This is a genomic window from Aurantibacter crassamenti, from assembly GCF_016811105.1.
In the GTDB taxonomy this organism is placed as follows: Bacteria; Bacteroidota; Bacteroidia; order Flavobacteriales; family Flavobacteriaceae; genus Aurantibacter_A; species Aurantibacter_A crassamenti.
Window position 1 is genome coordinate 1,292,035 of the sequence record NZ_JAFBGM010000001.1, and the last position, 12,853, is coordinate 1,304,887.

General features: G+C 35.3%; 10 protein-coding genes. 3 read left to right on the top strand and 7 right to left on the bottom strand.

The genetic code is table 11. The annotated features are described in order from the left end of the window. Window positions 1-38 precede the first annotated feature (38 nt). Complete coding sequence (locus JQC67_RS05405) at window positions 39-1,823, bottom strand: tetratricopeptide repeat protein (RefSeq protein WP_203251828.1); 1,785 nt, start codon at window positions 1,821-1,823, stop codon at window positions 39-41. A 56-nt stretch (window positions 1,824-1,879) separates the two neighbouring features. Then, entirely contained in the window at window positions 1,880-3,151 is a 1,272-nt protein-coding gene (serS, locus tag JQC67_RS05410) for a serine--tRNA ligase (RefSeq protein WP_203251829.1), read from the bottom strand. 90 nt (window positions 3,152-3,241) lie between these two features. Between serS and JQC67_RS05415 the strand changes: the two genes are divergently transcribed. Further along, entirely contained in the window at window positions 3,242-3,622 is a 381-nt protein-coding gene (locus tag JQC67_RS05415) for a VOC family protein (protein ID WP_203251830.1), read from the top strand. A gap of 4 nt (window positions 3,623-3,626) precedes the next feature. On the opposite strand, the gene JQC67_RS05420 is transcribed toward JQC67_RS05415, so the two are convergent. Both JQC67_RS05420 and JQC67_RS05425 read right to left on the bottom strand, forming a co-directional pair. Further along, window positions 3,627-4,943: an HTTM domain-containing protein gene (locus tag JQC67_RS05420; RefSeq protein WP_203251831.1), complete on the bottom strand. Its 1,317-nt coding sequence runs from the start codon at window positions 4,941-4,943 to the stop codon at window positions 3,627-3,629. After that, entirely contained in the window at window positions 4,944-5,891 is a 948-nt protein-coding gene (locus JQC67_RS05425) for a bifunctional riboflavin kinase/FAD synthetase (RefSeq protein WP_203251832.1), read from the bottom strand. It abuts the gene before it with no gap. Window positions 5,892-5,941: 50 nt separating this feature from the next. On the opposite strand from JQC67_RS05425, the gene JQC67_RS05430 reads away from it, so the two are divergent. Both JQC67_RS05430 and JQC67_RS05435 read left to right on the top strand, forming a co-directional pair. Beyond that, window positions 5,942-9,715: a reprolysin-like metallopeptidase gene (locus JQC67_RS05430; protein ID WP_203251833.1), complete on the top strand. Its 3,774-nt coding sequence runs from the start codon at window positions 5,942-5,944 to the stop codon at window positions 9,713-9,715. Beyond that, window positions 9,712-10,395 (top strand): hypothetical protein, encoded by a 684-nt coding sequence (locus tag JQC67_RS05435; RefSeq protein ID WP_203251834.1) that lies wholly within the window; start codon window positions 9,712-9,714, stop codon window positions 10,393-10,395. Before JQC67_RS05430 ends, JQC67_RS05435 begins: the two co-directional genes overlap by 4 nt. 5 nt (window positions 10,396-10,400) lie before the next feature. Here JQC67_RS05435 and pth read toward each other — a convergent pair whose 3' ends face one another. The 3 genes from pth to JQC67_RS05450 form a co-directional block, all read right to left on the bottom strand. After that, window positions 10,401-11,027, bottom strand: coding sequence for an aminoacyl-tRNA hydrolase (gene pth / locus JQC67_RS05440; RefSeq protein ID WP_203251835.1), 627 nt, complete (start codon window positions 11,025-11,027; stop codon window positions 10,401-10,403). A gap of 83 nt (window positions 11,028-11,110) precedes the next feature. Beyond that, entirely contained in the window at window positions 11,111-11,752 is a 642-nt protein-coding gene (locus tag JQC67_RS05445) for a 50S ribosomal protein L25/general stress protein Ctc (RefSeq protein ID WP_203251836.1), read from the bottom strand. 23 nt (window positions 11,753-11,775) lie between these two features. Continuing rightward, the gene (locus tag JQC67_RS05450) at window positions 11,776-12,717 is read right to left on the bottom strand and encodes a ribose-phosphate pyrophosphokinase (protein WP_203251837.1); all 942 of its coding nucleotides are present in this window, start codon (window positions 12,715-12,717) and stop codon (window positions 11,776-11,778) included. Window positions 12,718-12,853: the final 136 nt, after the last annotated feature.

Genomic DNA, 12,853 nt, shown 5'->3' on the forward strand with positions numbered 1-12,853 from the left:
AATAGTAAAGACGATTTGACTTTAAAATTTTTATGAAGTTAATTTATACTATCACCCCTTAGCTGCCTAAAATGTCTTCTAGCTTGCGGAAAGAAATAACTGTCTTGATAGTTGTAAATTATCTTTTCATATTCTTCCATCGCCTTAGTGGGTAAATTTAATTTGGTTCTATAAAGTTCTCCAAGTGCAAAATGAGCATCATCGGCTAAAATTCCATTCGCATAGAATTCCGTGATTTTAGTGTAATTGAATTTCGCAGCTTCATAATCTTTTTGCTTCTCTAAAAGATTACCATGTTTTAAAAGTGCTTCGTCTTCTATTTTTTCACCTTTATGATTTTGTAAAATATCATCAAGTACTATCATGGCCTCTTTATCTTTATTTTGGTAGGCTAATAAGTCGGCTCGAGCATATTTTTTAAGTGCAGTTTGTGTTGAGTCTTCTAAAGAGTTATCTGAAATTAATAAACTCAATTGCATGGCATCATTTGCAATTAATTGTGAAGTAGAACTTCTTAGTACTTTCAGTTGTGTTAAAGCCCAATCAAAATCACCCTTGTAAAAACTAGTTTGTGCTACTTTAAAACGAGCATTTTGACCTAACACATCATTTTTTAGGTCTTTTTGAATTTGAGAATAATATATTAATGCTTGATTGAATTTTTTATCGAATACCAAAATATCAGCTAAGGCCATTTTAACAAAAGCTTTACCTCTAATTTTTAGTGGTAATTCTAAGCTTTTTTTAAGAATTTCAATTGCTTGAGAAGGTTTGTTGTATTTGAATGTCAAAAAGTTAGCGTAATCTACCTGTAGTTGTAACGTCTGATTTTCATAACCGTGTTTTGTTATTAAATCATCATATTTTTTTTGAATATCGTCATATTCATTTTCTTCGGCTTCAGAAGATTGTAACTCAATTAGGTCAAGCTGCGCATGTAATTTAATGATGTCATCAAAAGCATTATCAATAATAAATTGATAAATTTCTTTAGTTGTTTCTATGTCTTCGCCTTCAGAAGCAACAGTTGCAAGTGTATTTAAGCGTTGAATTGTAGCGCCATCGGTACGTTTGTAAATTGCTTTTTCTTGTCTAAAAGCACTACTGTACTGTTTTTGACGTACGAAGAGCCAGCTCAATAATTCATTCCAAAGTGGATCCGGACTTTTCTGAGCATTGGTTAATAATGTTTTTTTAAGCAGGATGTTATTGTTGTTTTCAGCATCCTCATTAACAAAATCATTGATGTTTCTAAGTACTCGAGACTGCGAAACTTTGCCTTCACTAATCAGCTTTAAATAGGAAGCATACATTTGCTCAATTTCACCTTTCTCACCATAAATTCGGGCCAATTGAAAATTATAATCCAGTTGCGGATTTAATTCCATCGCCTTAATAAAGGCTTTAGCCGCATAATCCAAAAGCGCATATTTTTGAAATCGTAAACCAATACCGTAACCGTAATTAGGGTTTTCATTGATTTTATGAATCGCCTTGTCATAATATTCGGTTGCTTTAGAAGTGTTGTTTTGCAACGTGTAATTATAGCCTAATTCAATAATAAAAGTGGGATATGCATTCTTGTCAGATAGTTGTTCTGTTAAAAATTTAGTAGCATCATCATAGCGTTCAAGCTGCTGAAAACATTTAACAAGTCCTTCTGCATAGTCTGATCGTCTCGGACTTCTCTCAACTAGTTTTTCGTAAAAGACAACCGCTTTTTCAAAATCACCATCGTTAAAATATTGCATTGCAAGAAAATCTTCTTGCGCCACAATAGATTGCAACGAACAAAAAACAAAAAGAAAGATGAGTAATCTCAAATGCAAGTTTTTTTGTAAAGATACGCAGAAAGGGCAATGTCGACTTTAAGTTCTTGTTAATCAATGGTGTCAAAACCACAATAAGGCACCAATACTTCTGGAATTTTTATTCCATTAGCCGTTTGACAGTTTTCTAATATGCCTGCCAAAACACGTGGCAAAGCTAATGCGCTACCGTTTAGTGTGTGGGCTAATTGACTTTTTCCATTTTCGTCTTTGAATCGCAATTTTAATCTGTTGGCTTGATATGCTTCAAAGTTTGAAACAGAACTAATTTCAAGCCAGCGATCTTGGGCAGTTGAGAAAACCTCAAAATCATAGGTTAGGGCAGCTGTGAATCCTAAATCACCACTACATAATCTTAAAACTCGATACGGTAAGTTTAATTCTCTAAGAATATCTTTTACATGCTCAACCATGCCATCTAATGCAGCGTAAGAATTCTCAGGATGTTCTACACGTACAATTTCAACTTTGTCGAACTGGTGCAATCTATTAAGACCTCTTACATGTGCGCCATAACTGCCTGCTTCACGTCTAAAACAAGGTGTGTAGCCTGTATAGCAAATAGGAAATTCATCTTTATTTGCAATTACATCTCTAAAAATATTGGTAACTGGTACTTCTGCTGTTGGTATCAAGTATAAGTCGTCAGCAGTGATGTGGTACATTTGCCCTTCTTTATCAGGTAATTGTCCGGTACCGTAACCTGATGCTTCGTTTACTAGGTGTGGCACTTGAATTTCGGTGTAGCCAGCAGCTGTATTTTTGTCTAAAAAGTATGAGATTAATGCACGTTGTAAACGGGCACCTTTTCCTTTATAAACAGGGAAACCTGCTCCGGCAATCTTAACTCCCAATTCAAAATCTATAATATCATATTTTTTTGCGAGTTCCCAGTGGGGCAGCGCATCGCTATCTAATACAGGTATTGTGCCTTCTTTGAAAATCTCTTCGTTATCATCTTCAGAAGTGCCAGTAGGTACAGAGTCATGTGGAACATTTGGAATTTGATAAAGTAAATTCTGCAATTCTTCAGCAATAGAATTTAAATCATCACCTAGTTGTTTTGATTCTTCTTTTAATGCACCAGTTTTTTCTTTTAAAATAGTAGCTTCAGCTGCCTTTCCACTTTTAAATAGACCGCCGATTTCTTTAGACAATTTATTGCTTTCGGCAAGAGTAGCATCTAATTTAGTTTGTGTGTCTCTGCGTTTTTCATCGAGTTGTAACACATTATTCAACAATGAATCTGCATCAATTTTTCGCTTGTTCAAAGCTTTTGTGATTTCTTCTCTATTATCGCGAATGACCTGTAACTGTAGCATTGAAATTTGTTATTTAAAGGGCAAATTTAAGGTAATCAGATGATTTTAGAATTATATTTACGATTATAGGAATTCAAAAAATAAATAAGAATGGTTTTTGAACATTTTGCACTTAACGTTACTGATGTTACTGCGGTGGTATCTTGGTATGTTGAAAATATAGGGTTGGTAGTTGTAGATGAACAAAATGAGCCACCTTTTATGACTTTTTTAGCGGATTCTACAGGCCGAGTTGTGGTAGAATTGTATCATAGGCCAGATGAGACAATCACTGATTTTACAGATAAGCATCCGCTTATTTTTCATGTAGCATTTGTTTCAGAAAATGCCCAAGAAGATAGATTGCGACTTGAAAAGCAAGGGGCATCATTTTTTGAGGAAGTTAAGAAAGCTGATGGTAGCCATTTGGTTATGATGCGCGACCCATGGGGAATGCCATTGCAATTGTGTCAGCGCGCAATAAAGTTTTAAAGAGTTATTTTATTTCAGAAGGTAATATCCATTCATTATGCCAAAAATAATTCCATTTGGCATTTGCTAAATCCACTTTTGGATCAATAAATGTTTTATATGGTTTGCCGTTTACGCTAACTTTTGAAATTACATGAACCATAATATCTTCACCTTTTGCGGCGTGTTCTTTTTTAATTCGTTGTGCAAGTTGCCAAATAAAATCTGGGTTTCCGCCAATTCTTCTCAGTTGTTTTTTAGATAAATATTCATTTAAATTGACGAAATGTTTTTCGTTCGATTCTTTGTTTGTCACCTTAAAATTTACTTGACCTGTTCTACTGCGTAGCATCATGCGCCAACTAAGTCTGTGACCTTCTTCCGTCCATAATACATTGTCTTTAATAAAATAATGACGAATAGGAAGTACTAGTTGTATACAGAAATAGATTCCCCCTAAAATCAAGAGTAGACTTTTGTATGATGGAAGTTTTATTTCTGTGGATAAAAAGGGTGTCTTTTTTTTGAAAAATGTTTTCCGAATTGTTTCTGGTTCATAAAAGAAAATGATGAATGCTAACGATAAATACGGAAATATGCCAATTTGAAAAACTATTGAATTAAACAGGTGGAAAAAAATTGAAACGCCAAAAGCAAAATTTCTTGTGGGTTTCCATAATAGTGCTGGTATAATCAAGAGGTCAAAAAAGATGCCTGTAAATCCAATTATTTTATGGATCGATGGTTGTTGTAATATTTCGCCAATGACATAGTAGTTGGCTTTGTTAGCCATTAATGTTTTAATAAAGCTGAAGTCAAGCCAATCACCATACATTTTTGCGATTGCGGCGTAAGTGTAAACGATGAAAAGCTGAAATACAATCACCCATTTTACATACGAATACATTGAATCACTCTTAAGCGTTGGGGTGTGCTTTGCATCATAAGAATAGTTCTTATTTGCAGGAAAAAAACACATGATTAGCGAAATTAAAAGCAACAAATAATAGTGATTATTATATGATGTTTTTTGCATAAAGTACACTCCTGCCCAAAGCAGTGTAAAACCAATCATGCTAAAAATATACTTATATCCTAGCATTATAAAAATGCCAAGGGTACCCATAATAAAAAAATAGAAATACATGCCATTGCCGGGTAAGGGTTGTAGCCAATCAAAACCTATAAAATTAAAGGTGAATTTCGGTTCTATTAAAGTTCTTTTTATCCAACCCGTAATTATTGCCCCATAAGATTCTAAGGCAATCAATAGACCGAAAAAAATTCTAAATAGAATTAGTTGGCTATTGTCTACTTTGGTAAAAAGTAATTTATTGAACATTTAGTCAGACAAAAATGAAATCGAGGTTTCTCGATCTTTCTCTAATTGTTTTTTGAGCGCTTCAACTGAATCGAATTTATGCTCATCTCTTATACGATGTAAGATGTTTACTTGAATGGTTTGATCGTAAAGATCCTGATTGAAATTGAAAAAGTGTACTTCAATTTTGCCTTGTCTTCCGCCTGGTTGATTTTGTAAACCATTAACTGTAGGATTGTAGCCGATGTTCATCATACCTGATACAACCTTGTTATTAATAGTGGCGTTTACAATGTACACCCCGTTTTTAGGAATCAATTTGTAAGACTCTTCAATGAACAAATTAGCAGTTGGGAAATTTAATTGCCTTCCAATTCCTTTTCCCTTGGTTACAATACCAGTTAGCATATACGGGTATCCTAAATAAGAATTTGCTGTGGCAACATCACCATCTTCAAGTGCCCTTCTGATTTTTGTAGAACTAACTGAGATTTCATCTATCTCTTGCGCCGGAATTTCGTCTACTTCAAAGCCAAAAGTAGTGCCATAGCCAATTAAGTCATTAATATTGGCATTTCTATTTCTGCCAAAACGATGGTCGTAACCAATGACTATTTTTTTAGCTTGTAATTTATTTACTAATAAGTCTCGAACAAATTCAATAGCAGAGAGCCGCGAAAATTCTTTGGTAAAGGGGTGAACAATTAATATGTCTAAGCCAAGACTTTCTAGAATTTTAGTCTTTTCATCAATTGTAGTTAATAGTTTAATGTCAGAATCTTTTTGTAGTACAATTCTGGGATGTGGGAAAAAAGTAAGTAGCGTTGACTTTAATTCGGTGTCTTTTGTGTGCGATATTAGTCGGTTTAATATCATTCTATGGCCTATATGAACCCCATCAAAAGTACCTATAGTTAGGGCAGTATCCTTTTGTTTATCGTACTTTAAGATGTTTTGAACTATGATCACAATAGGAAAAGGATAAAAGTTTTATCTTTGAATTTGGCTAAACCCCCATTATGGTTGCAAAATTACGTTTAGTTTTTTCAATTACCATATTATTTCTATCCTTTTACGGGTCATCTCAAAGTAATTATTGGATGCCTGCTGCTGAGCAAGATTTAAAGTCTGCAAAGCGAATGGATCGTCTTGATATTAATGATGGGTTGCACTTTTCATTACGCAAAGGTGACTTTTTAAATGCTTTAAAAAGTATTTCTTTCGCTAAAAATAATTCAAATACCGTTTATTTTCCTGATGTTGATGGTAAACTTGTTGCTTTCAATGTGAAAGAAACTCCGGTAATGGATGCAAAACTTTCTGCTAAGTATCCTTCAATAAAATCATATACCGGGTATGGATTGCAAAGTACCGGTGATAAAGTTAGGTTTAGTGTTTCGCATAATGGAGTTCAAGCAATGATAGTTCATGGTAATGGCACGAGCAATACTTTTATGCAAAAAATAGCGAATGAAAGTTATGTGGTTTATACTAGAGATTCGTTTCAAAAGAAAGATGTTGATTTTATATGTTCTACTAAGACAAGTGCAAATAAAATTGTGAATTTTAAGGCAAGTGCTGCGAAACCAATTGATGGTCAGGTTTTGAGAAAATTTAGATTAGCTGTTTCTGCAACTGGCGAGTATACTGAATTTCACGGGGGTACAGTTGCTAGTGCTTTGGCGGCAATAAATGCTACGGTAACAAGAATTAACGAGGTTTTTGAGTCTGATTTAGCCGTGACACTAGAATTAATAGCCACTACCGATAAGGTGATTTATTTAGATTCAGATACAGATCCATATGGTTCAAATTTGAACGCTCAAGCACAATCAACTTTTACAGATGAAATAGGAACAGCAAATTATGATATTGGTCATTTGTTTCATAAAGACACTGCTAATGGTAATGCTGGAGTAGTAGGTACGGTCTGTGTTGATAATTTAAAGGGAAGCGCCTTTGCGTCACACCCGAATCCTGAGGGTGATTTTTTTGATTTAGATTACGTTGCTCATGAAATGGGGCATCAGTTAGGTGCAAATCATACATGGTCATTTGACGATGAAGATACTGCGGTGCAAACAGAGCCAGGAAGTGGGTCTACTATAATGGGTTATGCTGGTATTTCAGGGGTTGATAATGTTGCTTCAAGTGGTGATGATTACTTTCATTATAACAGTATTGTACAAATTGCTGATTATTTAGATGGCATAGGTTGTGCGCAAGAAACCGTTTTGACAAATAATCCACCATCAATTACGCCAACGGGCAATTTTGTAATTCCAAAATCTACAGCTTTTGTGCTTTCTGGTAGTGCTTCAGATATCGACACTGATGATGTTTTGACATATACTTGGGAGCAAATTGATGACGGAATAATAACTCAGGCTAATTTTGGGCCAAATAATCCGAGTGGAGCAAATTTTAGATCGCAAAGACCAAGTGTAGATTCAGTCCGATACTTTCCAAAATTACCACGTATACTTTCCGGTAATTTAACGCAAACAGTACCACCAATAAATTCAGCTTGGGAGTCTGTTTCAGATATTGAGCGTGATATGAATTTCGCTCTTACGGTTAGAGATAATGCAATAGGTGGGGGCCAGGTTACTGCAGATTTAGTTCATGTAGATGTAGTAAATAATGCTGGTCCATTTTTGGTAACGTCACAAGCAGAAAACGAAGTATATGTGGCTGGTGATGTGATGGAGGTTACTTGGGATGTGGCTAATACTGATTTAGCACCAGTAAATGCACTTACTGTAGATATTTTTCTGTCAATAGATGCAGGTGCAACTTTTCCCATTACAATGGCAACTAATATTGCAAATAACGGATCACATCAGTTTGTTGTACCAGGACTTTCAGCTACTAATGCACGGGTTATGGTGAAAGCCAATGACAATATATTTTTGGCAGTGAATGGAGCTGATTTTGAAATTACAGAGTCTGAAGTGGTTCTGAATTTTTCTGAAGTAGAGTATGATGTTTGCCAGCCAGATTCAATTAGCACTACATTTGATTATGAAACCTATTTGGGATTTAATGAAGAAGTTACTTTTAGTGTTTTTTCGGCGCCACCAAATCTTGTAGTTTCTTTTACACCACCCATGGCGACCGTTGATACGCCTGTAGATGTTGTCTTTTCAAATACCGAGAATGTACCTGAAGGAAATTATGAAGTGGTACTTGTTGCCACCTCAGCAACTGTTTCTAAAAAGGTGACCTTAGATATAGATATATTTGATAGTGTTTTTGCTGAAGTGGTTTTAAATTCACCTGCTGATGCTGCAGTAGATGCTTCAGTAAGTTCTGTGTTGCAATGGCAAGCAGATTCATCAATAACCATGTATGAGGTGGAAATTGCGACCGATTTACTTTTTGCCAATATTATTGAAGATATTACGCAACCTGAAAATTCATATACTCCTTTAAATTTAGTTCACGAAGAAACTTATTTTTGGAGAGTAAAACCAATGAATGCTTGTGGGGAAGGTGTGTTTAGCAACCCTTTTAGCTTTACAACAATAGAGTTTAATTGTGCAAATAAGGCCGCTACTAGTTTGCCAATAGAAATTTCACCAACAGGTACGCCAACCATTACCTCAAAAATTTCATTTTTTGAAGATTTGCCCTTGTCTGATATTAATGTAAATCTAGAAATTGACCATACTTTTTTCTCAGATTTATCGGTGAGTTTAATCTCGCCAGCGGGTACAAAGGTTTTTTTGGTGTCGAATAGTTGTGGTGATTCAGATAATATTAATGCAACTTTTGATGATTCTGGCTCTGCCTTTGTGTGTGGTCGAAATCCGGCAATTACGGGTGTTGTTCGCCCAATTGGTAGTTTGAGTACTTTTAATGGAGAATCAATTTACGGTGAATGGACTCTTGAAATTAGCGATGCTGCAGCGCAAGATGGTGGCGTGTTAAAAGCCTTTTCTCTAGATATTTGTATTGAAGGTGAATTTAGGCCAGATGCTGATAAAGACGGGGTGTTTGATGATGGAGATGATGTTTGTTTAGGTACAGAAGAAGGTGCTAAAGTTGATTCAAATGGCTGTGCCGTATCTGTTTTTCCTAAAAATAATTTTGATTTAACTGCACAGAGTGAGTCGTGTCGATCAAGTGATGATGGACAGATAAAGATTGCAGCTACTGCTGCATTGAATTATACAATAACTACAATCGGTAAAGGTGTAAATACGACAGAGAATTTTACAAACTCACATACGATATCAAATTTAGCCTCTGGTATTTATACGGTTTGCTTAACAGCTTCTGAAGGAGCAATGAATTATATTGAACAGTGTTTTGAAGTAGTAATTACTGAGCCTGATTCATTGAGCGTAAATGCGAATGTGAATAATGAAGGTGATATTGTGAGTTTAAAATTACAAGGTTCCGATTCTTATAATATAGAGTTGAATGGAACTCTAATAACAACTGAAGAATCAGAAATTAAGTTGTCACTTAAAAGAGGGGTAAATACATTAAAGGTTTCAACCGCACTTGTCTGTCAAGGTATTCATGAAGAAATTTTCTTTAGTGCTTCGGATGTGGTTGTATATCCAAACCCTGCAAATGACTTCACAAAGATTTATTTAGGTGGGGTTGGTAAAAATGTGAAAGTCCGAATATTTGCTGCAGACGGAAGGTTTGTCAGAGGTAAGGATTTTACTAGCGAATCAGATCAATTAGAGGTAGACCTAATGGGATTACCATCTGGTATTTATTATATGCGTTATGAAGGAGAAAATGTTAATGGAACGTCTAAACTGATTAAGCTATGAGATTAGTTAGAGTGTTGTTGTTAGCCTTTTTTGTGGTTGCTGGTTGCAAAAAGAAAGATCCTGTGAATCTGCCAGAGGCAGCTTTATTGGTGTTTCCGAATAAGAATTCAGAATGCACGGTGGGTAATGATATAAGTGCAACTACTAGAGAAGTTGATTTTAAATGGCAGAAAGCTACATACGCTACTTCATATGAACTACGTGTTACCAATATCGATGCCAATTCAACACAAACCATAAGCACTCCGGCATTATCAGCAAGACTTCCGATTTTAAAAGGCGCTACCTTTTCATGGGTAGTATTATCAAAAAATGAGCAGGTAACGAATAAGGTGTCTAGTGCTGCTTGGCAGTTTTATAATGCAGGTTCAGAAACCTCAAGACCACCTTTTTCTGCTGAAATAATTGCACCTGAATTAGGTAAATCTCTTTTTAAAGACATCAATAATGAAGTTACACTTAGTTGGTTAGGTTCTGATGTTGATAATGATATCGTTGAGTATGATATTTATTTTGATACCGTGTCGCCACCAATTTCTGTTTTAGCAAGTTTAGGTGCAGATGTTACCGAGCAAAAAGTAAGCGTAGAAGCCAATACAGTTTATTATTGGAAAGTAGTGACCAAAGACGGAGATAATCATACTTCAGATTCAGGTATATTTGATTTTAGAATCTATTGATTTATCTAAGTTGCATTGAACTCATTCATGGTATTTTTAATGCCAGCAAGTACGAAAGAACGAACTGCTAAGCAAGAACGCTCTAGTCGTTCTTTAAGCTTGGCTTTTTCATCTTCATTCCATTCACCAAGTACATAATCAACTTGTCGGCCTTTTGCAAAATCAGCTCCAACCCCAAATCGGAATCTATTGTAGCTGGCTGATTGTAATACATTCTGAATATCCTTTAGGCCATTGTGACCTCCATCGCTTCCTTTAGTTTTTACTCGTAAAGTACCAAATGTCAGATTTAAATCATCAGTAATAACTAGCAAATTCTCTAGTGGAATATTTTCTTTTTCAAGCCAATATTTTAAAGCTTTACCACTAAGATTCATATAGGTAGATGGTTTTAAGCAAATAACAGTGCGCCCTTTAATTTTAAAGCTGCCAATAGCGCCTAATTTTCGAGTTTCAAATGTGAATTCTTCAGAATTAGAAAGTTGATCTAAGATTTTGAAGCCAATATTATGGCGTGTTTCGGCGTATTCACTGCCAATATTTCCTAAGCCTACGATTAAGTATTTTTTCATAGGGTTTTCTTCTAAAATGAGTTTTTTTGAATTAAATAAAGATTTGAAAAAAGAAAACATATCGTTTTATAATAGGATAAAAATACAAAAGCATCCACCAAATTGGCGGATGCTTTTATTTGTAAAATCAAGAAACGTAGTTTCTAGTTTTCTCCACCTTCAGCAGCTGGTGCTTCAGCTCCTTCTGCAGTTGCACCTTCTTCTCCTTCTCCTTCTTCATCTTCATCATCAATAACAACAGCAGCACGTGCAGTTTTCACTTGAACTACTACGGTGTTGTCAGGATGTAAAATTGAAAAATCATCGTTTAAAAGAGATTCAACTGTAATATTGTCTCCAATTTTTAACTTAGAAAGATCCACGTTAAAGAAATCTGGTAATTTGTCTGGTAATGCTTTAATAGCCAATTTTCTTTTTCTGAAAAGTAAACGACCACCATTACGAACACCAGGAGAATTTCCTTCAAGTTGAACAGGAATGTTCATTGTAACTTCTTTGTCATCAAATAATTGATAAAAGTCGATATGCATAATTTTATCCGTAACCGGATGAAATTGAATGTCTTGCATTATCGCTCTTAATTTGCCTTCACCTAAATCAACCTTTACAGTATGCGCGTTAGGAGTGTACACTAAATCTCTAAATGCTAATTCATCTGCTGAAAAGTGTAATGGTTTTTCCCCTCCGTATACTACGCAAGGAACCTGTCCAGCATTACGTAGGGCCTTTGTTGCCTTTTTGCCCACGCTTTCTCTTTCTGATCCTTTAATTGTAATTGATTTCATGATATATATTAAATTAAACTTACTTACATTAAAAATTTTGATGCTATTGAGGTGTTTTGGTGAACTCTTTGCATAACATCTGCAAATAATTCGGCACAACTCAATACTCTTATTTTGTCACTATCTCTTTTTACAGGAATTGAATCTGTTATAATCAATTCTTTCAGTTGAGATTTTTCTATTCTTTCAATGGCATTACCCGATAATAAACCGTGTGAAGTAATTGCTCTAACGCTAATTGCTCCTCTTTCCATCATTAAATCAGCAGCCTTTGTTAATGTGCCTGCGGTGTCAACCATATCGTCAACAAGAACAACATTTTTACCTTCAACATTTCCAATCAATTCCATATGCGAAATTACATTAGCTTTTGCCCGCTGTTTATAACATATAACTACATCACAAGAAAGTGCTTTAGAATATGCGTATGCCCTTTTAGAACCACCCATATCAGGTGATGCAATCGTTAAATTTTCGAGATTTAGCCCTTTTAAGTACGGTAGAAACATTGTTGATGCAAACAGGTGATCAACAGGTTTTTCAAAAAAGCCTTGAATTTGATCAGCATGCAGGTCCATGGTGATAATTCTGGTTGCCCCTGCAGTTTCAAGCATTTTTGCAATAAGCTTTGCGGCAATAGGTACTCTAGGTTTGTCTTTTCTGTCTTGACGCGCCCATCCGAAATAAGGCATCACTGCAGTTATATGTCTTGCGGATGCTCTCTTTGCTGCATCAAGCATCAATAGCATTTCCATTAGATTTTCAGAACTCGGATGCGTTGATCCAATCAAGAAAATCCGTGCTCCACGAACAGATTCTTCAAAAGAAGGTTGAAATTCGCCGTCACTATATCTTGAGATATCAACATTACCAAGGCTCATACCGTAAGCCTTAGCAATTTTTTCTGCTAACGCACGACTGTTTGAACAGGCGAATATTTTAGGTTCGGGAACTAGATATGCCATAACTAAATTCTATTGCTCCAATGGGTTAAACAAATGACTCGGAAGTCCCTGTTTTCTAAGGAAGTGCAAATTTAGACAATTATTTGTGTTGCTAAAGGATATTTGTTGCTAATTTTAAAGGCTAAACGAAAATATT

What these genes read in the sequence shown, in the direction of transcription:
- JQC67_RS05445 (WP_203251836.1), bottom strand. Translation starts at nt 11,752, where the DNA reads ATGAAATCAATTACAATTAAAGGATCAGAAAGAGAAAGCGTGGGCAAA.
- JQC67_RS05420 (WP_203251831.1), bottom strand. Translation starts at nt 4,943, where the DNA reads ATGTTCAATAAATTACTTTTTACCAAAGTAGACAATAGCCAACTAATT.
- JQC67_RS05430 (WP_203251833.1), top strand. Translation starts at nt 5,942, where the DNA reads ATGGTTGCAAAATTACGTTTAGTTTTTTCAATTACCATATTATTTCTA.
- serS (WP_203251829.1), bottom strand. Translation starts at nt 3,151, where the DNA reads ATGCTACAGTTACAGGTCATTCGCGATAATAGAGAAGAAATCACAAAA.
- pth (WP_203251835.1), bottom strand. Translation starts at nt 11,027, where the DNA reads ATGTTTTCTTTTTTCAAATCTTTATTTAATTCAAAAAAACTCATTTTA.
- JQC67_RS05435 (WP_203251834.1), top strand. Translation starts at nt 9,712, where the DNA reads ATGAGATTAGTTAGAGTGTTGTTGTTAGCCTTTTTTGTGGTTGCTGGT.
- JQC67_RS05415 (WP_203251830.1), top strand. Translation starts at nt 3,242, where the DNA reads ATGGTTTTTGAACATTTTGCACTTAACGTTACTGATGTTACTGCGGTG.
- JQC67_RS05450 (WP_203251837.1), bottom strand. Translation starts at nt 12,717, where the DNA reads ATGGCATATCTAGTTCCCGAACCTAAAATATTCGCCTGTTCAAACAGT.